The sequence below is a fragment of the Burkholderia sp. BDU5 genome, assembly GCF_001522845.1.
In the GTDB taxonomy this organism is placed as follows: Bacteria; Pseudomonadota; Gammaproteobacteria; order Burkholderiales; family Burkholderiaceae; genus Burkholderia; species Burkholderia mayonis.
In genome coordinates this window covers 109882-132102 of record NZ_LOWC01000145.1, presented here as the reverse complement: position 1 = coordinate 132102, position 22221 = coordinate 109882, and the positions used below count along the sequence as shown (strand labels likewise).

Sequence of the window (22221 nt, the reverse complement as noted above, 5' to 3'; positions counted from 1 at the left end):
TGAACTCATGACCGCCAGCGGGATCAGCCCTGGCGCATCGAGCGATGCGTCCCGTACCGACCGGCGCGGCGCGCTCGTCGCCGTGATCGTCGCCGCGCTGGGATTCGCGGCGTCATACGGCGTCGCACGTCTCGTGCTGCAGCAGGAGCGCGACGCCGCGCAAGCCCGTTTCGAGCGGCGCGCCGGGCACGTGACGACCACGCTGCGGCAAGAGCTGCTGGCGGCCGCGACGGTGCTGCGCGGCGCGCGCGGCATGCTCGGCGCGAACGCTTCGCCCGCCGCCGTCGGCTGGCCGAACTATCAGGCGCAGCTCGACCTCGACCGCGCGCGCTCGCCGATCCGCTCGCTCGGCTTCGTCGACGCGAAGATCGTCGTCGGCGCCGCGCAGACGAACGTCGATCCGCAGACGCGCGCCGCGCTGCTGCGCGCGGCGGATTCCGGCCTGGTCACGCTCGACGCGCATGCGACGCCGTCCGACGGCGCGTACGCGCCGGACAGCGGCGTCGGCGCGCTCACGCTCTATCTGCCCGTCTACACGTCGAACGAAGCGCTGCCCGCCATCGAACGCCGCCGCGCCGACACATCGGGCTTCGTCGCCGCGACGCTCGATGCGCGGCGCCTCATCGAGCTGTCGACCGCGAACGACCGCGACATCGACTTGCGCCTGACGGCGGGCGAGCCGGGCACGCTCGTCTACGCGACCGACCGCGAATACAACGGCGCCGACACGTCGCATCCGCCGCTCGCCCGCACCGAGCAGCTCAATTTCGGCGGCGCGCCGCTCACGCTCGCCTACACGACCGAAAACCGCTGGGCGGCGATCCGCTCGAACGCCGTCGCGACCACGGTGCTCGTCGCCGGCGCGGCGACGTCCGCGCTGCTCGCGGTGCTCGCGTATCTGCTCGTCAGCCGCCTCGGCGCGCGCGCCGTGAACGCCGACGACAATCCGATCAACGAAGCGCGGATGATGGGCATCATCCGCTCGTCGATGGAAGCGATCATCACGATCGACGAGACACAGACCGTCGTGATCTTCAATCCGGCCGCCGAGCGCGTGTTCGGCGTGTCCGCGATGGACGCGATCGGCTCGCCGCTCGCGCGCTTCATTCCCGAGCGCTTTCGCGCGGCGCACGCGAGGCACGTCGAGCAGTTCGGCGTGACGGGCGTGTCCGACCGGCAGATGGGCCGCCAGCGCGTGCTGTTCGGTCTGCGCGAGAACGGCGAGGAGTTTCCGATCGAAGCGTCGATCTCGCAGATCCGCGACGGCTCCGGCAAGCTGTACACGGTGATGCTGCGCGACGTGACCGAGCGCGTGCGCGCCGAGACCGCGCTGCGGCAATCGCGCGAAGAGCTGCGCGAACTGTCCGCGAATCTGCAGAACGTGCGCGAGGAAGAAAAGACGCGGATCGCGCGCGAGCTCCACGACGACCTCGGCCAGCAACTCACCGCCCTCAAGATGGACGTGTCGGCGATCGCGCTCGCGCTCGCCCGCTATCGCGACGAGCAGCCCGACGCGCAGCTGGTCGTGGCCGTCGAGCAGCAATTGCACGGGATGCGCCGCCTGATCGATTCGACGGTCGCGTCGGTGCGACGCATCGCAGCCGACCTGCGGCCCGTGATGCTCGACGATCTCGGCCTCGTGCCCGCGATCGAATGGCTCGCGAACGATTTCACGAACCGCTACGGGATCGACGTCGAACGCCGGCTCGACACGGCCGACACGAGCTTTTCGAACGCCGGCGCGACGACGCTGTTCCGGATCGTCCAGGAGGCGCTGACGAACGTCGCGCGTCACGCGGACGCGACCCGCGTGACGCTGATGCTCGCGATCGACCAGGACCTCTGCGTGCTGCAGATCAAGGACGACGGCCGCGGCATGCAGCCCGACGAGCGTCGCGACGCGCACGGCGACAAGTCGTTCGGCCTCATCGGCATCCGCGAGCGCGCACACATGCTGAGCGGCACCGTCACGACCGATTCCGCGCCCGGCCACGGCTTCTCGATCAAGGTCGCGCTGCCGCTCGCGGCGATCCGGCAACAGGACGCGCTTCCATGATCAAGGTCCTGATCGCGGACGATCACGCGCTCGTGCGCGACGGTCTGCGCCACATCCTCAGCAGCACGCCGGGCTTCGAAGTCGCCGGCGAGGCGTGCGACGGCATCTCGACGATCGAGCTGATGCGCTCGGCCGATGCGCAAGTGCTCGTGCTCGACCTGTCGATGCCGGGCCGCAACGGCATCGATCTCATCAAGCAGATCAAGGAAGAAAAGCCGACGCTGCGCATCCTCGTGCTGACGATGCACGCGGAGCAGCAATACGCGTCGCGTGCGTTCCGCGCGGGCGCGTCGGGCTACATGACGAAGGAAAGCGCGAGCGCGGAGCTCATCGGCGCGCTGACGAAGATCGCGGCGGGCGGCGTCTACGTGAGCCTCGCGATGGCCGAGCGGCTCGCGCAAAGCCTGAACGAGCCCACCGAGTCGCTGCCGCACCAGCGCCTGTCGGACCGCGAGTTCGACGTGTTCCGCCGGATCGCCGCCGGCGAGACGATCAGCGAGATCGCGCAGGCGCTCAACGTCAGCGCGAAGACGGTCAGCACCTACAAGGCGCGCATCCTCGAGAAGATGCAGATGCCGCACGACGCGGCGCTCGTCCGCTACGCGATGCGGCACAAGCTGTTCGACGACAGCGACGAGGTCTGATCGAAGTCCGGTCGGCGCTCGCCGTAGCGCGACGGGCCGCCGCTCGTGCGCCTGTCGCGCCGTCGCCCATTGGGCGGCTCGCCGGGCGGCCGTCGCCCGGGCGGCAGCGCAACGGTGCCAGGCCGCCGCTTCGCGCACCGCATACTCCATCGCTCCGCCACCGCCCGCCGCCCCGTCCCCGCCCAGACTCGCCCGCGATCGGCCCGCCCGTTTTCCCGTCGACACCGCCCGCCAGCCCGCTCGTCCCATGCCCGCCCCCGACGTCGCCAGCCGCCGCCCCGCCCTTTGTCCGCATCCGCTCAAACCCTCGTAGGGATATCCCTACAGCGACCGCGCCATCGCCTACCTCATTTTCACCCGGCGCTGATTTCACGCCGCGATTGGGCAGACCATACTGCCGGCCATGGATGCACGCGAATCAACTCCTCCGCTGAGAGTCTTTCTCGTCGACTACGCGGCCCCGGTCAGAGCGCGCCTTGCGTCGCTGCTCGAAACGATCCTCGGGGTCGCGGTGGTCGGCGAAGCCGAGGACGTCCCGGCTGCGATGGCGGGCATTCTCGAATCGGGCGCCGACGTCGCCGTCATCGAGCTGAGATTGACGGGCGACAGCGGGCTGGAGTTGATTTCGGCGCTGACGCGCGCCGCGCCGAAGGTGGTCAAGATCGTGCTGACCAACCTGTCCGGAGCGGCATTTCGCGCGGCATGCAACGACGCAGGGGCGGATTTCTTCTTCGACAAGACCGCCGACGTGGACGCCGCATGCCGCGCCGTGAGAACCCTGGCCAGCGCGCGCCGAGCGAGCGCGGCCGAATGACAGGAGCAGATCATGTTGCAAGCGCAAACGCAGAAGGCCTTCACGTCCGTCGCACGACCGCGCGCGACGATGCCGCTGCGCGCGGCCGCGCGCGACGACGCGGCGAAGCGTCCGGCCACGCGCTGCTCGAGCTGCACGATGCGCAGCGTCTGCATGCCCGCCGACCTGACCGTCAACGAATTCGCCAAACTCGACGCGTTGATCTGCTCGACGCGTCAGATCAAGCGCGGCGACACGCTGTTTCGCACGCACGACACGTTCCAGAGCATCTATGCAGTGCGCACCGGTTCGTTCAAGACGGTCGTCATGCATCGCGACGGCCAGGAACACGTGACGGGCTTCCAGATCGCCGGTGAAACGATGGGGCTCGACGGCGTGTGCGGCGGCCGCCACAACAGCGACGCGGTCGCGCTCGAGGACAGCACCGTCTGCATCATCCCGTTCGCGCAGCTCGAAGCGGTGTGCCGCGAAGTGAAGCCGATGCAGCACCACGTCCACCGGCTGATGAGCGGCGAGATCGTCCGCGAATCGAGCCAGATGATGCTGCTCGGCACGATGACGGCGGAGCAGCGCGTCGCCGCATTCCTGCTCAACATGTCGGAGCGCTTCCAGAAGCGCGGCTACTCGGCGGCGGAATTCAATCTGCGGATGACGCGCGAGGAGATCGGCTGCTATCTCGGGATGAAGCTCGAGACCGTCAGCCGGATGCTGTCGAAGTTCCAGCGCGACAAGCTGATCGCGCCGCGCGGCAAGCAGATCCGCATCATCGATCCGGTCGGGCTCGCGCGCGTGTGACGCGAGCGGGCCGCGCGGATCGCAGAACAATCGCTACGGGGATAGAAGAAAGGCCAGCAGGCCGAACGCGACGGGGAAAAAAGCTCGGCAAACCGGGCTGCGACGGGGCCGAACAATACGGGGAGCAAACTGGCCGGCCGCTACGAGGAAAACGAAATCGAAGATCGACGAATTATCACCCTACCTCGAAAGAGGCGCTTCGGGACGGCGTAGCAATACGGCCGTCCATTTTTTTGTCGACGCCCGGCCGCTTGCGCCGGGCGTTTTTATGCGGATGCGCGCGCCGACTACCGCAGCGCACGCATCGTCATCGACGCGCTGCGGGCGTCACGAGCGCACCGGCAGGACGAGCGTCGCCTGCCTGTTCGGATCGAACTGGAACGTCACGCCGAATCGCTCGCCCGGATTGACGGGCGGCTGATACAGGCTGTCGTACGTGTCGAGCACGATGCCGATGTGGTGATCCGCCGGCACGTCGTACGCGGTCGCCGAAAACTCGATCGGGAAATCGACCGTCGCGCCCGGCGTCGCCCAGTGCACGGTCCGCGCGCCGTGCGTGATCAGCTTGCCGAAGCCGAGCGCGTCGACGTCGTACAGATACGCGACGACTTGCGCGCGCGCCTGCGACGGCGTCGCACGCAGGTTCAGCCTCGCGATTCCGCGCAAATGCAGCGGCGACGCAAGCGGCACGCCCTCGTAGCGGACGCCCGTCGCGAGATTGACGGTCGCGAGCGGATTGACGACAGGCGCGCCGAGGCTCTCGCCGAACGTCGACAGCACCGGAATCGGGCCGCTCGTCGCGGTCGTGTCCGAGAAGTTCTGGATCAGATCGCTGCCCGCGGCGCGGTTCGGCGCGCTCTGCAGCGTGCCCGACACGCCCTTCGTGCACAGGCACGACAGGTCCCAGCGCAGCGCGCCGCGCGGCCCGACGTACAGCGTCTGCGCCTGCACGTTGCTCGCGGGCCACGTGTCGAACGACTCGCGCGTGTTCGCGAACTTGATCTGCATCGACACCTTCGGCTCGGTATCGACGCCGTTCTGCACGCCCTTCAGCCAGCGGTCGAACCAGCGGTGCGCCTGGTCGTATGGGTAATTCGGCGCGCCCAAGAGCGCGCCCGGAATCTCGGCCTGCGCGTGGATGCCCGGATTCAGCAGCAGCTTCTTCGGCACCGTCAGTTGCGAGAACAGCTTCATCGACGAGTTCGGCGTGAACATGTCGTCTTCGAAATTCTTGCTGATGAAGACGGGCGCGCCGCGGCGGTTCAGCGTGTCGAGATAGGTCGACGGCGAGCGCACCTGCGCCCACGCGACGATCTCGTCGACCTTCGCCTGCGTCGTGTTCGGATCGAGGAGCGCCTTCACGTACTGGCCGACGATCGGATCGAGCCGCCCCGTCACCTTGCCGGACAGAAACAGCACCGCGCTCCACGTCGCGTTCGGCGACTGCTCGCCGTATAGCTGATCGACGAGATCGCCCCAGCCGGAGAGCGCCGCCGCCGTCTTCAGCCGCCTGTCCTGCGCGAGCGCGAGGAGCGACAGCCCAGCGCCGTACGAGATCCCGCTCACCGCGAGCTTGTCGGGATCGGCGGGCGTGTTCGCGGACACCCAGTCGACCGCCGACGACACGTCCTTCACGTCCTGCGGACTCGCGACCTCGACCTGTCCGCCCGACAGGTAGAAGCCCCGCGCCGTGTACGCGAGCACGATGTAGCCGTCCTGCGCGAGCTTGCGCTGCTGGCCGAGATATTCGAAGAAGTCGGACGCGGCCCAGCTCGAGATCATCACGATCGTCGGAAATTTCTGGTCGGGGCTCGTGATCCTCGGCAGGAACACGTTCGCGGTGAGCCGCGCGCCGTCCGTCGCCGTCACGCTCTGGTCGTTGACCCAGCAGGTGCCATCCTCCGGCGAGCTCACGCCGGGAAACTGGAACGGCGTCGTGTAGACGGCCGCTTCGGCGGGCGTCGCAGGCCGGCAGGACACGCCCGCGTGGGCAAGCGACGCGGCGAGCGCGACGCTCGCGCCCGCGATGAAACGCGCAAGCTTCATGTATCTCCTCCAATTTGTCTTGGATCTTGTTTAGTCGAAGATGCCGTCGGCGGCTCGCTATCGGCGGGTTTTGCGCGACGCTGGCTGATTGAGCCATTCGTCGCGCGCAGGGTCAAGGCATGCAAGACACGGGGACGGCCGCCCGACGCGGCGGGCGCCGGCGTTCAGCGTTTGAGCCATAAGGCGAAAGCCTTGCGATGCGCGCCGGCCGACTCCCCGGCGGATCGGGAATCGTTTGAAATAGGCTTGTAGCGCATTCGTAAAGTAAACCCTCGAAACAGCGCGAGCGGGACGAATCGAGCGAAGACGCGCGCCGAAACGAGCCGGTTGCGCGTGCGCCGCTTGCCGCGCGCGGAACCGAGCGGCATGCATCGCCGGATGCGCGTCGCCGATGCCCGATCGGGCATCGGCGACGCGCTCGGCGAAAACCGCCGCCGCACTTCGCGGCCGCGGCTGTGGCAGCGGCCAAAGCCACGGCCGTGGTCCGCGCCGGCGCCGTCAGCTCGCCATGCGCCGCGCGTGCGCGAGCGCGGTCAGGTTGCCTTCGCCGAAGCCGTGATGCCCTTGCCGCTGGACGATCTCGAAGAAGATCTCGCCGGGCCGGCGCTTGACGAACGTCTGGAAGAACAGCTGCGGCACGCCGTCGTCGCCGATCTCGCCGTCGACGAGGATCCCGCGCGCGCAGCGCGTCGACGTCGATCCGGCAGTCGGGCAGCCGCGTGTCGATCTCGTCGTAATAGCCCGCCGGCGGCTCGACGAACTCGACGCCGTTCGCGACGAGCGCGTCGGTGCACGCGAGGATGTCGTCCGTCGCGAGCGCGATGTGCTGGACGCCCTCGCCCGGATGATCGGGCAGGTACTCGTGCATCAACTCGGTGCGCCGCGCGCCCTCCTCGTACACCGGGATCCGCACCTCGCCGCACGGCGACACCATCACCCGCGACTCCTCGGACACGTGCCAGTTCGCGTTGAGCTCGTGAATCTCGCGGAAATGCAGCAGATCATGGTAGAAGTCGAGCCATTCCTGCATCCGGCCGCTGCCGACCGTCTGCGTCAGATGGTCGACCTGCCGCAGGCCGGTGCCGAAGTACTCGAGGTCGGCCTGCGCGGTCGCGACGTCGATCGGGCGGAAGTCGACGTCGAAGATCGAGATGTCGCCGACGCCGCCGCGCAATCCGCCGCGCCCGCGCCAGCGGTCGACGAAATAGATGTGCGACGCGCCGATCCCCTGGATCGCCGGAATCGTCAGCTCGCCGACGCCGAGCCGCTCTCCCTCGAACGCCCACGCGCCGAGCGCGATCGCGCGGTCGAACGCGCGCTGCGCGTTGTCGACGCGAATGCCGATCGCGCAGACGCCCGATCCGTATTCGTCCGCGTAGCGCGCGGCGAACGAGTCGGGCTCCGCGTTGACGAGGAAGTTCATGTGCCCCTGGCGGTACAGCGTGACCGCCTTGCTGGCGTGCCGTGCGATCGCCTTGAAGCCGAGCTGCTCGAATCGGCGCGCAAGCGCATCGGGCTCGCGCGACGCGAATTCGACGAACTCGAGTCCCGCCATCCCGAGCGGGTTGTCGCTCGGCGGGCCGGAAAATACAGGGTCGCGGGACGTAGGGCTGGCGGGGCTGGACATCGATGTCTCCTGGGCTGGCGGTGGAACTTGCGCGGCCTGCGGTCGGCGCGGCCGTCCGCACGCTGCGCCGCAGCATGACGACCGCCGATCGTCGGCCGGCGCTAGCGATTTTAACCAAATCGTTCATGCGGCCAAACAGGATCGACGCGCATCGGCCATCTGCCTAGAGCAAACCCGGAAATCGTTCGATAATCGCACGCTTCCGTTCGATAATCGCCCATTGCAATGCCTTGCCAAGTTGCTCGGAACCCGCCGCCGCTCCTATCCTGCGATCACCCCGACGCGACGGCTCGCGCGAGCTGCGCCGACGACGCCGCAAACGCCCCAGGCCGCCGCGGCGGTGATGCGACGACGAAAACAGGAGACATGGAATGACCCCAGCATTTGACGCGGTCGGCACGGCCGGCGCCGGCCCCGCCCTCGGTAAACAGGCTCGCAAGGCCGCGATCGGCAGCTTCGTCGGCGCGGTAGTCGACTGGTACGACTTCCTGCTGTACGGCATCGTCGCCGCCCTCGTGTTCAACCACGCGTTCTTCCCGAACGTCAGCCCGACGATGGGCACGCTCGCCGCGTTCGCGACGTTCGGCGTCGGCTTCCTGTTCCGGCCGCTCGGCGGCGTCGTGTTCGGCCACTACGGCGACCGGCTCGGCCGCAAGCGGATGCTCGTCCTGACCGTGATGTTGATGGGGGTGTCGACGGTCGCGATCGGCCTGTTGCCGACCTTCGAGACGATCGGCTGGTGGGCGCCCGTGCTGCTCGTCGCGCTGCGCGCGGTGCAGGGCTTCGCGGTCGGCGGCGAATGGGGCGGCGCGGCGCTGATGGCGGTCGAAAGCGCGCCGCAGAAGAAGAAGGCGTTCTACAGCAGCGGCGTGCAGGTCGGCTACGGCGTCGGCCTCGTGCTCGCGACGGGCATCGTGTCGATCCTGAGCCACACGCTCGGCGACGCCGCGTTTCGTGCGTGGGGCTGGCGGCTGCCGTTCGTGTTCAGCATCGTGCTCGTGCTGATCGGCCTGTGGGTGCGCTCGAGCATGGACGAGTCGCAGGAGTTCGTCGAGAAGGTCGAGCACGGCCACCGCAAGCTGAAGCTGCCGGTGATCGAGGCGCTGACCCGTCATCCGAAGGCGTTCCTCTACATCGTCGCGCTGCGCCTCGCCGAGCTGTTCACGATGTACATCGTGACCGCGTTCGCGCTCAGCTATTCGACGTCGAATCTCGGAATGTCGCGCGATCTGTTCCTGAACATCGGCCTCCTCGTCGGGTCGCTGAGCTGCGCGACGATTCCGTGCTTCGCGTGGCTCGCCGACCGCTTCGGGCTGCGCCGCATCTATATCGTCGGCGCGCTCGTCGGGCTCGCGTGCGCGGTGCCGTTCTTCGTCGCGCTCGAAGCGCGCGCGACCATCTGGATCGTGATCTTCTCGGTGATGCTCGCGAACATCGCGCACGACATGGTCGTGAGCGTCCAGCAGCCGCTCTTCACCGAGCTGTTCGGCGCCGAATACCGTTACAGCGGCGCGGGCGTCGGCTATCAGTTCGCGAGCGTCGTCGGCGGCGGCTTCACGCCGTTCATCGCGGTCGCGCTCGTCAGCTTCGCCGGCGGCTCGTGGCACCTCGTCGCCGCGTATCTCGCGATCGGCTGTCTGATCTCGACGTTCGTCGCCGCGCGGATGCGCGTCGCCTGAGCGCCGCGCGCGGATGAAGAAAACGCCGCTCGACAAGCGCGACTGGATCGCCGGCCTCGAAAAAGGCCTCGCGATCCTCGAAGCGTTCGACAGCCAGCACGCGCGGATGACGCCGACCCAGGCCGCCGCGCGCACTGGCCTGACGCGCACCGCCGCGCGCCGCTATCTGCTGACGCTCGAATCGCTCGGCTACGTGTACACGGACGGACGGCTCTATGGGCTCACGCCGCGCGTGCTGCGGGTCGGCTGGTCGTACTTCGACTCGGCGCGGCTGCCGCGCACCGTGCAGCCGTATCTGCAGCAACTGAGCGCGACGCTCAACGAATCCGCGTACGTCAGCGTGCTCGACGAATGGGAACTCGTCGTGATCGCGCGCAACGGCGTGTCGCGCGTGATGACGACGGGCTTCGTGCTCGGCGCGCGCGTACCCGCGCCGCTGATCTCGCCGGGCGTCGTGCTGCTCGCATACAAGAACGATCAGGACGCGGTGCGCGCGTGGCTCGATTCGACCGAGTTCCCGCCGTTCACACCGCACACGCTGACCAACAAGTCGCGCCTGCAGGAGAAGATCGACCGGGCGCGCATCGATGGCTACGCGCTGATCGAGCAGCAACTGCAGGTCGGCGTGCGCGGGATCGCGGTGCCGCTCAAGAACCGCCAGGGCGAAGTCGTCGCCGCGCTCAGCACCAACATGCCGATGGGCAGCGAAAGCGCCGGCGCCGCGCTCGCGCGCGTACTGCCGCACCTGCAGGAAACCGCGCTCGCGATGATGAACGTGCTGTGACGCGGGGTGCGCCGCGGGCCTCGCGGCGGATGCCTGCCCGCCGATCGGGCTCGTGGTGCTGTCTGCTTGCTGCGGCCGGGTATCCACCGCTTCACATGCCCGTTCAATATGGCAAGCGTGCCGTCGGTGCTCTTGCCGTGCGGCGCATCCGCAAACGGGCTGCCACTGGTTTTCCAACTGATCGGCGCCCCCTTCAACGAAGCCACGCTCGTGAACGCTGCCGATGCATACCATGCATGTGACCACATGGCACACGAGACATCCGTTCTTGTCGAACACCGCGGAAGGCCGTTGAAGAAGCGCGAATGCATCCTTGACATGTCTGCGATGCACCCTCCAGATACCGGCAAGCACGTTGAACGTACGCGCCCATCTTCCGGCGGAGGTCAAACCAGAAAGCGGGATGCGCGTTCCCAATCGGTCGCACCCGCGGGAATTTCAGCAAAGCCGTCATTTCGTTCCGATTCGATGTCGATCGATGCTCTGGCGATAAGGCCGAAACACGCCCTCTACATTTGATTTTCGTCAAAACTGCAACGGTGCCGCGGCTGTTGATTTCGAGCCATACATCGGCGTCCACGTGCGCGTGCACGTCCAGCCAATTCTGGCCAAATGGACAGATCGGAATATCCGTCAGCCGCCCCAGTCCCAATCGATGTCTGCGCCGGTCGGCCCCGCGTCCGAGCGGGTCGCCAGGTTAGCCCAAGCCCGCGCAAGCCCCAAAACGACACAGGCCCGGCATCTCGCCGGGCCCGCCCGCGCCGCCGTTCTCACGGCGGCCATCCCTTCGATAGGGAACGACCTCACTTACTTCGCCTTCTCGGCCGTGTTCGAGATCGCCTGGCCGCCCTTCGAAATGTCCTGGCCGACGCCGGCGATCGTGTTGCAGCCGGCAAGCGCGGCGGTCAGGATCAGCAGGGCAGCAGCAATCGCGCGATTCATTCTCACTCTCCTTGTCAATGCGGGCTCTTTGCGAGCAACCGACGTATCGAAATCCACCCGAGCACGGCGGCGCGGGGACCGATCCCGATTATACGGACGCACCCGTCGTGCGAGGCACAGCAATTGTTAAACGTGTTTCGGCTCGTACAGCGCTTTCGCGGGATGCGCCACTGTCCATCATCCGTCAACCTGCCCGCATTTTCTGCTTGACTTCGGCTGCCGGCGACCTAACATACGCATCGCGTATATTTCAGAGAGTTCAGCCGACCGATGACCGTTCCTCAGCAAGCGTTCCTGCGCGACGCGATGCGCCGCCTCAACATGACCCGCGAAGCCTTCGCGAACCGCATCGGCGTCAGCCGCCGCGCGCTCGACACATGGCTTTTGCCCGACGATTCGCAAGAATCGCGCGGGATGCCCGAAATCGTCGAGCGCTTCGTCTCCGAGATCGTCACGCGTCCGGAGTCCGCCGAAAAATATACGCAACGCGTAGATTCGCCGCCTCCGCTCGCGAACCAGTTCCTGTTCGAAGGCAAGCCGCAACTCCTGTCGGTCGACCAATTCTCGCGCGATTCGGTCGAGGCGCTCTTTCGCGTTGCCGACGTGATGCAGCCGATCGCGCGCCGACGCAAGATCTCGCGCGTGCTCGAGGGCGCGGTGCTCGGCAATCTGTTCTTCGAGGCGAGCACGCGCACGCGCGTGTCGTTCGGCGCGGCGTTCTGCCGGCTCGGCGGCTCGGTGTGCGACACGACGGGCTTCACGTTCTCGTCGATGGCGAAGGGCGAATCCGTCTACGACACGAGCCGCGTGATGGCGGGCTACGTCGACGCGCTCGTGATCCGCCACCCCGAGCAAGGCTCGGTCGCCGAGTTCGCGCGCGCGACGAACCTGCCCGTGATCAACGGCGGCGACGGCCCCGGCGAGCATCCGAGCCAGGCGCTCCTCGATCTCTACACGATCCAGCGCGAGTTCTCGCGGCTCGGCAAGATCGTCGACGGCGCGCATATCGCGCTCGTCGGCGATCTGAAGTACGGCCGCACCGTCCACTCGCTCGTCAAGCTGCTCGCGCTGTATCGCGGGCTGAAGTTCACGCTCGTGTCGCCGCCGACGCTCGAGATGCCGACGTACATCGTCGAGCAGATCTCGAAGAACGGCCACGTGGTCGAGGAAACGCACGATCTCGCGGCGGGCCTGAAAGGCGCGGACGTCGTCTACGCGACGCGGATCCAGAAGGAGCGCTTCACCGACGAGTCGTTCGAAGGCTACACGCCGGACTTCCAGATCAACCAGGCGCTCGTCGATACGGCGTGCGGCCGCGACACGCTGATCATGCACCCGCTGCCGCGCGACAGCCGGCCGGGCGCGAACGATTTGTCGACCGATCTGAACCGCGACCCGCGCCTCGCGATCTTCCGCCAGACGGACAACGGGATTCCGGTGCGAATGGCGATCTTCGCGGTACTGCTCGGCGTCGAGCATCTGGTGCAGCACTCGATGCGCGACGCGACGTGGCGTCCGCCCGCGTATCTCGGGCCGGAGGATGCGGTGTTTCACGGGATCGACTGATTCCGGCGGAAACGCGGCGGGCACGGCGGGCGGCGGGCCGGGCGTCCATCGCCCGTTCGCTCGACGCGCCCGGACGACGTTCGCCCCACGCACCTTGCCTGCGGGCGTCGATTGCATCGGCGGCCACCCGGCCTTCCTCGGACTTTTCCCGCCCTCCCGATTCCCGCATTCGCGCGATCCGACGTCTCGCACGTTCCATGCGCGCCGTCGGCCGCCTTGCCGCACCGCTTCCGCCGTCGCGCTCGCCCGGATCGCCTCGGCGTTTGCCTCCGGGCGCACGCCCGTCGCCCCGGCCGCGGACGCACGGCGGGGATCGGACGCGCTACCCACACAGTCCCTGACTCCCGGCGAACTAGTCAGCCGCTCGCCGACCAGCGCCCACCGTTTACCTCTTTCCATTCAAAGAGATAGCCCGATCCATCGACCATTGTTCGAGAAAACGTAACAAGAACGCTTCTCATTTATAAACTTATTCACTAAAATGGCGCCCGAAAACAATTTGTAATGTTCGGGCGGGATGGCGTCGCGCATGCGATTGCCTCGCCCGATCGAGTCACACCTGGCGAGGAAATACCACCGATGAAGTCGCGCTCCGACGAGTTGAAGCTCGGAAAATTCACCACCCTTTGCAGCGTGCTCGCCGCGAGCCCGGCGTTCGCGCAGGACGCCGCGCCGCCCGTCGCGACCGCCGATCACGACAAGGAACTTGCGCCGATCCAGATCAAAGGCGCGGCGGAGCCCAGCTACAAGGTCGACTTCTCGTCGTCGGTGAAATTCACCGCCCCGCTCGTTGACACGCCGAAATCCGTCACCGTGATTCCGCAGGAACTGATCCACAACAGCGGTGCGGCGACCCTCACCGAAGCGCTGCGCACCGTGCCCGGCATCACGTTCGGCGCAGGCGAAGGCGGCAACCCGCTCGGCGATCGCCCGTTCATCCGCGGCTACGACACGCAGGGCAGCATGTTCGTCGACGGAATGCGCGACACGGGCGCCACCACGCGCGAAATCTTCAACACCGAGCGCATCGAGATCACGAAGGGCTCGGACGGCGCGTACGGCGGCCGCGGCGGCGCGGGCGGCAGCATCAATCTCGTCACGAAGGCGCCGCATCTCGGCACGACGGCCGAGGCGAGCGCGGGGCTCGGCACCGACCGCTACCGCCGCTTCACCGCCGACGGCAACTGGCAGTTCGCCGATCACGCCGCATTCCGCCTGAACCTGATGAGCCACAACAACGACGTCGCCGGCCGCGACGCGGTGAACAACGAGCGCTGGGGCGTCGCGCCGTCGATCGCGTTCGGCCTCGGCACGGCGACGCGCGTGACCGCGAGCTACTATCACCTGTCGACCGACGACCTGCCCGACAGCGGCATTCCGTACTTCTACACGACGGCGAACAAGCCCGCGAACGTCGACACGATCTATCCGGCGAACGTCGACCGGCACAACTTCTATGGCCTCGTCGACCGCGACTTCCGCAAGACGACGTCGGACATCACGACGCTCAGGATCGAGCACGACATCACGCCGTCGCTGACGATCCGCAACACCACCCGCTACACGGAGTCGACCCAGGACTACATCTGGACGCAGCCTGACGACAGCCAGGGCAACGTGATCAACGGCCGGGTCTGGCGCCGCAACAACAACCGCATCAGCTCGATCAACAGCATCGCAAACCAGACCGAGCTGTTCGGCGAATTCCGCACCGGCCCGTTCAAGCACAGCTTCACGACCGGCCTCGAGCTGTCGCGCGAATGGGGCAAGCGCGATACGTACAACGTCGCGACCGGCACGGGCAATATCTGCCAGCAAGGGATCGGCGCCGCATCGGGCTACAACTGCACGAGCCTCTGGTCGCCGAATCCGAACGATCCGTGGGCCGGCTCGATCACGCGCAACAACGACTACGCGCATGCGCGCACCGTCACGAAATCGATCTACGGGTTCGACACGATCGAGCTCAGCAAGCGCTGGCAGGTGAACGCCGGCGTGCGCCTGGACGACTACTCGACCCGCTTCACGGACACCCGCGCAAACGGCGGCAAAACCTACACGCGCGACGACACGCTGTTCAACTGGCAGCTCGGCCTCGTGTTCAAGCCAGCGCAGAACGGCAGTGTCTATGCGTCGTACGCGACGTCGTCGACGCCGGCCGGCATGCTGCTCGGCGAAGGGTCCGAGTCGCAGTCGCTGACGCCCGGCCGCGGCGGCGTCGGCTCGAACGCGGACCAGCTCGCGCCGGAGAAGAACCGCAGCATCGAGGTCGGCACGAAGTGGAACGTGCTGAACGACAAGCTGTCGCTCACCGCCGCCCTGTTCCAGATCGACACGACGAACGCGCGCGTCACGCTGCCGAACAACCAGTACGCGATGGTCGGAAACAAGCGCGTGCAGGGTCTCGAACTCGGCTTCGCCGGGCAGATCACGCGCGCGTGGCAGGTGTTCGGCGGCTACACGTACATGAAGAGCGAACTGCGCGACAACGGCAAGAACACCGCCGACAATGGCCACCCGTTCCCGAACACGCCGAAGCACAGCTTCACGCTGTGGTCGAACTACGACGTGACGCCGAAGTTCACGGTCGGCGGCGGCGCGTTCTACATGTCGAAGGTGTTCGGCGACACCGCGAACCTGCGCGCCGTGCCGTCGTACTGGCGCTTCGACGCGATGGCGCAGTACCGGATCAACAAGAAGCTCGACCTGCAACTGAACGTGAACAACCTGTTCAACCGCACGTACTTCGATCAGGCATATCCGGCGCACTACGCGTCGATCGCGCCGGGCCGTTCGGCGTTCGTCACGCTGAACGCGCGCTACTGACGCGATGCGGCCGGTATCGTTGAAGGCGCTTGCGTCGGCGTCGCGCGAGGATCTCGCCGAGATCCTCGCCGGCCCGCCCGAGCGCGCGGCCGCGTGGGTCGCGGCGGCTGCGGAGAACGGAATCGTCGAGGCGCAGGCCGTCTACGGGCAATACCTGCTCGACGGCCAGGGCGTCGCGCGCGATCCCGCCGCCGCGCTCGAATGGTTCAAGCATGCGGCGCGCGCCGATCATCCGATGGCGATGAACATGGTCGGCCGCTGCTACGAGTTCGGCTGGGGAACGGCCGCGAGCGCGGCCGTCGCCGCGTACTGGTATCGCGAAGCCGCGCGTGCGGGGCTCGACTGGGGCATGTACAACTACGCGACGCTGCTCGCGCTCGGCAAAGGCGTCGACGAGGACCGCGCGGCCGCGCTCGAGTGGTTCGAGAAAGCGGCCGCGCTCGGCCACGCGAAGTCGATCAACCTGATCGGCGGCTTCCACGAAGACGGCTGGATCGTCGCGGCCGACCGCGACGCGGCCTTCGATTGCTACCGGCGCGCGGCCGCCGCGGGCGACTTTCGCGGCCAGTTCAACTATGCGCGCCTGCTTGCCGAGCGTGGCCGCGTCGCGGAGGCGCTCGAGTGGCTCGCGCGCGTGCCGCGCACCGCGACGCCCGCGTTCGTCGCGAAGATGCGCGCGTATCTCGCGGCGTCGCCGATCGACGCGTTCCGCGCGATCGCGGCGCGACAGGAGGAATTCGCAACATGATGCTTCACATTCCCGGCGTGCTGACGAAGGAACAGGTCGCGCAATGCCGCGATGCGCTCGACCACGCCGACTGGACCGACGGCAACGCGACGTCCGGCGCGCAGTCGGCGCTCGCGAAGCGCAACCAGCAGTTGCCGGAGGGCTCGCCCGCCGCGCGCGCGGTCGGCGACGCGATCCAGGACGCGCTCGCGCGCAACGCGCTGTTCTTCTCGGCGGCGCTGCCGCTCAAGGTGTTTCCGCCGCTCTTCAATCGCTACGCGGGCGGCGATGCGTTCGGCACGCACGTCGACAACGCGATCCGCCTGTTGCGCGGCACCGATTTTCGGGTGCGCAGCGATCTGTCAGCGACGCTCTTTCTCGAAGAACCCGATGCGTACGACGGCGGCGAGCTGTGCATCGAGGACACGTTCGGCGTCCATCGCGCGAAGCTGCCGGCGGGCGACATGGTGCTGTATCCGGCATCGAGCCTGCATCACGTGACGCCGGTGACGCGCGGCGCGCGGGTCGCGTCGTTCTTCTGGATCCAGAGCATGGTGCGCGACGATGCGGACCGCACGCTGCTTTATCAGCTCGATACGCAGATCCAGCAGTTGACCGCGGAGAAAGGCGGGCGCGATGCGAGCGTGATCGCGCTCACCGGGATCTATCACAATCTGTTGCGGCGGTGGGCGGATGCGTGAAGAAGGCTCCACGGCGCAGAACGACTCTTTCCTTCACTAGCGCCGCCAAAAGAACTGGGGAATCTTCGAAACGTTCTTACAGACGAGCGTGAAATATCCGCCGATGTGATTCTTGCGAATCGCTCGCAAGTCCTCCTTCGATTTCTTCACCAGTTCACGTAATGAGCGATTGCTCACTCCGCCCACTCTCATCTTGACCGTAACGTGAGGTATGTAGGCCATCCTCACATCCGGCAAGCTGAACAGGCGCAGAATCATGTCGTAGTCGGCGCTGATATCGAACGAGTCGTCGAACCCGCCAATCCGCTCGTAAAGCGAGCGCCTCACACACAACGTGGGATGCGGTGGCATCCACCCGAAAGCAAGCTTCGGACGGCTGAACTCGCCAGCCTTCCAGTAGCGAATGACCGTGTCGATCGAGTAGCGGCCTACGTAGACGAGATCGGCATAGACCGCGTCAGCTTCAGACGCCTGTAAAGTGCGGGCGATCCTCGACAGAACATCCTGTCCGGCGAGGAAATCGTCGGAATGCAGAATCGCAATGGCGTCGCCCGTCGCCATCCGCAGGCCTTTGTTCAATGCATCATATATTCCGTTGTCGCGCTCGCTGATCAGGATATCGATGTGCGACCGGTAGCGCTCCAAAATCTTCAATGTCCCATCCGTCGAGTCGCCGTCGACGACAATGTATTCGATGCCCGGGTAATCCTGGGCGATCAGCGACTCGATCGTACGCGAGATCGTTTCGCGTCCGTTGAAGACAGCAGTGATGACGGAGATCTTCAACATCGCGAATACGCCATCCGATGAGCGGCCACGCACACGGAAATGTCGAGCTTTTCCAATGCCACCTGGCGTGCCACTGCCCCGCACCTTTCACGCAGCGACCGATCCCGAACAAACTTGGCCGTGGCCTCGGCCAGAGACTGCGCGTCACGAGAAGGAACAACGTACCCGCTCACGCCATCGATCACGAATCGTTTCACGTCGCCGACATCGGTCGACACGATCGCCTTTCCCATCGCCATCGCTTCCCAGACCGATATCGGGGAGGCTTCAGCGATGGAAGAGCAGACGTACACATCGGCCGCCTGCAAGATGCCTGGTATGTTGTTCGATGCCCCCATCAAGTGCACGTTCGTCAGATCGTTCTGCCTAATCGATTCCTTCAGCGCGGAAACGTAGGCGTTCTGCGAGTCGTACGCGGGACCGACGATGTAGAACGCGAGATCGTCGAACCACTGCGATAACAACGCCGCCATGCCGATGAAATGCTCGACGCCTTTCAGCGGATTGAGATTCGCGACGGTAACGATCTTGAGCGCCGACGTCCGCGCGAGCGCGGGGGCCGCCGCCGCTGACGCTGGATAGAACTTCCTGCAATCGACGGGCGCCTGGATTTCAATAACGGGCATCGGCAAACGCGCGTCACCCATGTAGTGCGAACGCACCCGTTCGCCAGCCACGATGACTCCGTCGGCAAGGCTTCTGCACGCAAGCAGAAATATGGGGCGAAGCCACCGTGGCAGAACCGTGTCGTTGATGTGCCAAAGCGCCTTTGTTCCCGCCAGCTTGGCCGCGATCAATCCCTTGATCTGCCAGAACCCGCCGCTGCAATGCACGAAATCGTAGCGGCCGCGGCAAAACAAGCGCCAAAGAAGATAGATTTCGAGTGGGAATGAGATCAGATACCACACGATTGCCTTGCGATTTCTGGCGAGCCGATGAATCGGCAGCGCAACCCTGTCGATGCCGATTGCGTCAAGGCGTGCAGCGAATGCTTCCGATTCCTGCTGCGGATGAACGACGGTGGTTTGCACGCCTGTGTGCTTCAGCGCCTGCGCCACCGCCGCAATACGCAGTTGGGGACCGGCAATCCGCCCATCTTCGATGACGTTGGCGATTCGTAAGATCGGTTGCATGGCGCGCGACACGCAATGGAGTAGCTGTCGCACTGGATCTTATATTGCACGTCCCCTGTGAAAAGCCTTCTGTCCGGTGCGTATGTCATTTTGACAGCCGCAACTCGATGAAGTCTCCCGATTGGAATGGCTCCGAATGCCACCCTGTTCAGGACGCTCCGTCACATTCATTGGCTGCCTCGATCTTGCGGCGCGCCACCATCAACCCGCCCATGTAAAAACCACAGGCCGGCAGCAAACCATCGACCGCCAATGCGAGCCAGCAAAGCAGCGCGGTAGGAATGGTAAGCGCCGTCACCACGATCGACCGGAGCAGCACCAGACCCGATAGCCGTACGCGCCACGCCTTGCGCGCCCCCGGAATCACATGTTGAACCGCCCAGTGCAACACACATGTTGCCGCGAACAGCACGCCGCCGCGCCGTTCTGCGTGCAGAATTTCGAAGCCGCGCTGCCGCAATTCGTCCGCCATGCCTTCGAGCGACCAACGCCGGAAATCCGTGACGTCACACTCCCCAAATACAAAAGGGAAGCTGACGAGCAACAGGCCACCATGCTTCAGCACGCGTTCCATTTCGTCAAACACGTCCGCGACCGCTGGAATGTGCTGCAGCGTATCCATCGACACAATCAGCGACACGCTTTCATCACGAAACGGCAGCTTGCGGGCGTCGCCCACGACAGTCGTTGCATCGGACGGCGCGATATCGTACGCGACATAGTGGCCGACGCGAAAGCCCTCAATGATGTCCACGCGATACGGTGCGACGCCGGCCCCGATATCGAGGCACACCTCGTGCTCGACGACGAACCCGGCATAGCGCTCGCCAGCGCGCCGGATGTAACGACGCGCGAGAAACGGAATCGGGTAGCCGCGGTAGCGGACGATCCGCGCCATTTGCCGAACCCGACTCTCCAATGATTTCATACGGTTTCGTCTCTCGTCACCTGCGACGCCGTGTCGACATGCGGCTCTACCCGCGACGTGGCCAGCAGTACGCCCAGCATGAGTCCGAGCAGCGGCAACGACAGCTGGATAGCCGAAAACAAGACTGTCGTGACATAGCACACAACGAAGATCGCCACTCGCGTATGGCCTCGGAAGTGTCTCTTGATCGCGAACGCAACCGCAACGGGAATCGGCAAGCCGAACACACCAAGCTCGAACAGCGCGGCGCCGTATCCGCTCATGATCTTGATGCCCGGATCGCGTCGCCCCAGCCAGACGTAGTCGACCTCGCTCAACTTCTTCCCGACATACTCGTGAAAGTGATCGAAGCCGTGAGGGGCACCCCAGTTGTCAGCGAATCCCAGAAGCGAGAACAGGCTGTGACCGAGCCTGGCATTCAGACTCGCGTCCGTCTCGAGGACGACCCAAGGATCGCCGATAAAGTCGAGCGGCAACTGAGCAATTCGCATTGACCTGAATTGCGGTAGCAGATCGGCAAGGATCCAGAGGATCGCCAATACTGCGAGCGACGCAAGGACGAGATTTTTCGGCGAAACAAAGAAGATCAACCAGTAGATTGCAAATATGACAAGCAGCAGCACCGCTATCGACGATTGTGCAAGAACGACGATTTGAAACAGCAACGCTAACGAGACGATCCTGTTGCCGTTGTTGCACAGATAGTTGAGGCCCAAGAGGCACAGACAGTAAATCCCGTAGAACGACGGCTCTGTCGCGAGACCTGTCACTCCGCGACCCGGGTCGAGGCTCGTGTTCGGAATGAGAGCCGACATCATCGACGGCTCCGCCAGCCGCTCGACGAGACCGACAATCAGCCAGCAGAATGTGGCAAATACCACGTAGCGCCGCAACAGCGCCCAGCCGTGACGCGTTCGCGACAGACTCACGGCCGCCGCAGTCACGGTCGTCAAGCTCAGGAAGGTCAAGAACTCCCGGAATCCGAAGAACGACCGATCATCGATCAGCCATAGCACGAGGGCTGCAAACGAGCTGGCCGCGAACAACCACACTTCACGTGGCAGCCCGCCGCGCGCCGCCAGGCAGACGGCAAGCGACATGACGAATGCGTACGGCTGAAGATCGGACGCCGTGGGCACGATCTGGACGTAAGGGAAAAAACAGAAGAACAGAAAAGCGCCGGCGAACGGCATGATTGTCGCTGCGCCGACCCGCTTCCCGTCGTTTTGTGCGACAGGCGCCGTCGTTGCAGATTCGTGGGGTAACTCACGCATGGCCCTGAGATCGATCTTCAGCGATCGCGCAGTATCAACGGCGCCAGAGACCGCATCGCGATGCATGACTTTAGCCGTTGCACTGTCGCGACATAGTCCCAGGCGCCACGCACCTTTTGACCGATGATCATCGCACTGTCTTGCGCATCGACGCGCAGCCTCGGTATCAACCTGTAGCGCACGGGCGCCGCCAGATCGTCCATGCTTGCCAGCCGATGGTCCATCGTGAACACGTAGCGTGGTGCGGGCGGCCCGGCGAACAGCGCAAAGTCGGCGCGTCGATGATGAAACTGGCCGTATGGATAGGCAAACGCATCCGGTACCAGACCGAGTCGGCGCCTGAATATTTCTCGCGAGCGCTCGAACTCTTCAGCCGCCTCGTCCGGGCTCATGCGTCCGAAGTTGCGGTGCGCATGACCGTGCATGCCGACCGAGTGCCCGCGTTCAATCAATGCGCCAATCTGGTCCCAGCTCATCGCCTCGATTCCCCTGTAGCTCCTGAACGTTGCGGTGATGTCGTGCGTGCGTTCGATGAACGCCGTGGTCACGAAAAACAGCGCTCGAACACCATAGTGATCGAGAATCGGCGCTGCCTCGGTGAAATTGTCGAGATATCCATCGTCGAAGGTGACGAGCCAGGCTCGCTGGAAAGCGCCGCAAGCGGCCTTGCAACGCCAATCGACGCTCGGCATGCCCGGCAAGTGCATGAGAAGCTCGAGATGCTGCGCGAACAGAGCCGCCGGCACTGAACCCGCCACCGGCGAGCCGACGGAATGGTAGGTCAGCACGGCCAACGGCCGCACAGGCGGCGTCCTGAGCGCACCGAATACGCGTGCGATCGACGACTTCACGGCTAACCGGTTCAGCATGGGCGGCCACCGTCTGTCATT

17 protein-coding genes and 1 pseudogene are annotated in these 22221 nt (G+C 65.5%); 10 read left to right on the top strand and 8 right to left on the bottom strand.

The genetic code is table 11. The annotated features are described in order from the left end of the window. Positions 1-7 precede the first annotated feature (7 nt). From WS69_RS23340 to WS69_RS23325, 4 genes are all read left to right on the top strand, one after another. A complete protein-coding gene (locus tag WS69_RS23340) occupies positions 8-2056 on the top strand; it encodes a PAS domain S-box protein (protein WP_059473039.1) in 2049 nt (682 codons plus the stop codon). Then, positions 2053-2700, top strand: a complete 648-nt coding sequence (locus tag WS69_RS23335; RefSeq protein ID WP_059473038.1) for a response regulator — start codon at positions 2053-2055, stop codon at positions 2698-2700. Before WS69_RS23340 ends, WS69_RS23335 begins: the two co-directional genes overlap by 4 nt. A gap of 403 nt (positions 2701-3103) precedes the next feature. After that, positions 3104-3514 (top strand): response regulator, encoded by a 411-nt coding sequence (locus tag WS69_RS23330; RefSeq protein WP_059473037.1) that lies wholly within the window; start codon positions 3104-3106, stop codon positions 3512-3514. Between the two features lie 12 nt (positions 3515-3526). Then, a complete protein-coding gene (locus WS69_RS23325) occupies positions 3527-4309 on the top strand; it encodes a helix-turn-helix domain-containing protein (RefSeq protein WP_108034054.1) in 783 nt (260 codons plus the stop codon). Positions 4310-4636: 327 nt separating this feature from the next. Here WS69_RS23325 and WS69_RS23320 read toward each other — a convergent pair whose 3' ends face one another. Both WS69_RS23320 and WS69_RS23315 read right to left on the bottom strand, forming a co-directional pair. Next, complete coding sequence (locus tag WS69_RS23320; RefSeq protein WP_059473036.1) at positions 4637-6355, bottom strand: CocE/NonD family hydrolase; 1719 nt, start codon at positions 6353-6355, stop codon at positions 4637-4639. A gap of 498 nt (positions 6356-6853) precedes the next feature. Continuing rightward, positions 6854-7982, bottom strand: a pseudogene (locus WS69_RS23315) (4-hydroxyphenylpyruvate dioxygenase family protein). A gap of 371 nt (positions 7983-8353) precedes the next feature. On the opposite strand from WS69_RS23315, the gene shiA reads away from it, so the two are divergent. Together shiA and WS69_RS23305 are read left to right on the top strand one after the other, a co-directional pair. Next, the gene (shiA, locus tag WS69_RS23310) at positions 8354-9661 is read left to right on the top strand and encodes a shikimate transporter (RefSeq protein ID WP_059473035.1); all 1308 of its coding nucleotides are present in this window, start codon (positions 8354-8356) and stop codon (positions 9659-9661) included. A 13-nt stretch (positions 9662-9674) separates the two neighbouring features. Continuing rightward, positions 9675-10445, top strand: coding sequence for an IclR family transcriptional regulator domain-containing protein (locus WS69_RS23305; RefSeq protein ID WP_059473034.1), 771 nt, complete (start codon positions 9675-9677; stop codon positions 10443-10445). An 807-nt stretch (positions 10446-11252) separates the two neighbouring features. Here WS69_RS23305 and WS69_RS23300 read toward each other — a convergent pair. Beyond that, on the bottom strand, positions 11253-11387 hold the full coding sequence (locus tag WS69_RS23300; protein ID WP_004528487.1) for an entericidin A/B family lipoprotein: 135 nt from the start codon (positions 11385-11387) through the stop codon (positions 11253-11255). A gap of 270 nt (positions 11388-11657) precedes the next feature. On the opposite strand from WS69_RS23300, the gene WS69_RS23295 reads away from it, so the two are divergent. The 4 genes from WS69_RS23295 (at position 11658) to WS69_RS23280 (ending at position 17207) form a co-directional block, all read left to right on the top strand. Further along, on the top strand, positions 11658-12953 hold the full coding sequence (locus WS69_RS23295) for an aspartate carbamoyltransferase (protein WP_059473033.1): 1296 nt from the start codon (positions 11658-11660) through the stop codon (positions 12951-12953). Between the two features lie 579 nt (positions 12954-13532). Continuing rightward, positions 13533-15779, top strand: a complete 2247-nt coding sequence (locus tag WS69_RS23290) for a TonB-dependent receptor (RefSeq protein WP_059473032.1) — start codon at positions 13533-13535, stop codon at positions 15777-15779. 4 nt (positions 15780-15783) lie between these two features. Then, positions 15784-16527, top strand: coding sequence for a tetratricopeptide repeat protein (locus WS69_RS23285; RefSeq protein ID WP_059473031.1), 744 nt, complete (start codon positions 15784-15786; stop codon positions 16525-16527). Beyond that, positions 16524-17207 carry a Fe2+-dependent dioxygenase gene (locus WS69_RS23280; RefSeq protein WP_059473030.1) on the top strand — a complete coding sequence of 228 codons (684 nt, stop codon included), beginning with the start codon at positions 16524-16526 and terminating at the stop codon, positions 17205-17207. The genes WS69_RS23285 and WS69_RS23280 overlap by 4 nt, the downstream gene beginning before the upstream one ends. 36 nt (positions 17208-17243) lie before the next feature. Here WS69_RS23280 and WS69_RS23275 read toward each other — a convergent pair whose 3' ends face one another. The 5 genes from WS69_RS23275 to WS69_RS23255 form a co-directional block, all read right to left on the bottom strand. Beyond that, positions 17244-17996 (bottom strand): glycosyltransferase family 2 protein, encoded by a 753-nt coding sequence (locus WS69_RS23275; RefSeq protein ID WP_197419299.1) that lies wholly within the window; start codon positions 17994-17996, stop codon positions 17244-17246. Further along, on the bottom strand, positions 17990-19129 hold the full coding sequence (locus tag WS69_RS23270; protein ID WP_059473029.1) for a glycosyltransferase family 4 protein: 1140 nt from the start codon (positions 19127-19129) through the stop codon (positions 17990-17992). The genes WS69_RS23275 and WS69_RS23270 overlap by 7 nt, the downstream gene beginning before the upstream one ends. Positions 19130-19277: 148 nt before the next feature. Continuing rightward, positions 19278-20057: a class I SAM-dependent methyltransferase gene (locus tag WS69_RS23265; protein ID WP_082716406.1), complete on the bottom strand. Its 780-nt coding sequence runs from the start codon at positions 20055-20057 to the stop codon at positions 19278-19280. Next, entirely contained in the window at positions 20054-21397 is a 1344-nt protein-coding gene (locus tag WS69_RS23260) for a hypothetical protein (protein ID WP_156438348.1), read from the bottom strand. The genes WS69_RS23265 and WS69_RS23260 overlap by 4 nt, the downstream gene beginning before the upstream one ends. Beyond that, positions 21349-22200, bottom strand: coding sequence for a polysaccharide deacetylase family protein (locus WS69_RS23255; RefSeq protein WP_059473026.1), 852 nt, complete (start codon positions 22198-22200; stop codon positions 21349-21351). The genes WS69_RS23260 and WS69_RS23255 overlap by 49 nt, the downstream gene beginning before the upstream one ends. Positions 22201-22221 lie beyond the last annotated feature (21 nt).

What these genes read in the sequence shown, in the direction of transcription:
- WS69_RS23255 (WP_059473026.1), bottom strand. Translation starts at nt 22,200, where the DNA reads ATGCTGAACCGGTTAGCCGTGAAGTCGTCGATCGCACGCGTATTCGGT.
- WS69_RS23280 (WP_059473030.1), top strand. Translation starts at nt 16,524, where the DNA reads ATGATGCTTCACATTCCCGGCGTGCTGACGAAGGAACAGGTCGCGCAA.
- WS69_RS23325 (WP_108034054.1), top strand. Translation starts at nt 3,527, where the DNA reads ATGTTGCAAGCGCAAACGCAGAAGGCCTTCACGTCCGTCGCACGACCG.
- WS69_RS23335 (WP_059473038.1), top strand. Translation starts at nt 2,053, where the DNA reads ATGATCAAGGTCCTGATCGCGGACGATCACGCGCTCGTGCGCGACGGT.
- WS69_RS23260 (WP_156438348.1), bottom strand. Translation starts at nt 21,397, where the DNA reads ATGCATCGCGATGCGGTCTCTGGCGCCGTTGATACTGCGCGATCGCTG.
- WS69_RS23300 (WP_004528487.1), bottom strand. Translation starts at nt 11,387, where the DNA reads ATGAATCGCGCGATTGCTGCTGCCCTGCTGATCCTGACCGCCGCGCTT.
- WS69_RS23320 (WP_059473036.1), bottom strand. Translation starts at nt 6,355, where the DNA reads ATGAAGCTTGCGCGTTTCATCGCGGGCGCGAGCGTCGCGCTCGCCGCG.
- WS69_RS23285 (WP_059473031.1), top strand. Translation starts at nt 15,784, where the DNA reads ATGCGGCCGGTATCGTTGAAGGCGCTTGCGTCGGCGTCGCGCGAGGAT.
- WS69_RS23270 (WP_059473029.1), bottom strand. Translation starts at nt 19,129, where the DNA reads ATGCAACCGATCTTACGAATCGCCAACGTCATCGAAGATGGGCGGATT.
- WS69_RS23290 (WP_059473032.1), top strand. Translation starts at nt 13,533, where the DNA reads ATGAAGTCGCGCTCCGACGAGTTGAAGCTCGGAAAATTCACCACCCTT.
- shiA (WP_059473035.1), top strand. Translation starts at nt 8,354, where the DNA reads ATGACCCCAGCATTTGACGCGGTCGGCACGGCCGGCGCCGGCCCCGCC.
- WS69_RS23275 (WP_197419299.1), bottom strand. Translation starts at nt 17,996, where the DNA reads ATGTTGAAGATCTCCGTCATCACTGCTGTCTTCAACGGACGCGAAACG.
- WS69_RS23295 (WP_059473033.1), top strand. Translation starts at nt 11,658, where the DNA reads ATGACCGTTCCTCAGCAAGCGTTCCTGCGCGACGCGATGCGCCGCCTC.
- WS69_RS23265 (WP_082716406.1), bottom strand. Translation starts at nt 20,057, where the DNA reads ATGAAATCATTGGAGAGTCGGGTTCGGCAAATGGCGCGGATCGTCCGC.
- WS69_RS23330 (WP_059473037.1), top strand. Translation starts at nt 3,104, where the DNA reads ATGGATGCACGCGAATCAACTCCTCCGCTGAGAGTCTTTCTCGTCGAC.
- WS69_RS23340 (WP_059473039.1), top strand. Translation starts at nt 8, where the DNA reads ATGACCGCCAGCGGGATCAGCCCTGGCGCATCGAGCGATGCGTCCCGT.
- WS69_RS23305 (WP_059473034.1), top strand. Translation starts at nt 9,675, where the DNA reads ATGAAGAAAACGCCGCTCGACAAGCGCGACTGGATCGCCGGCCTCGAA.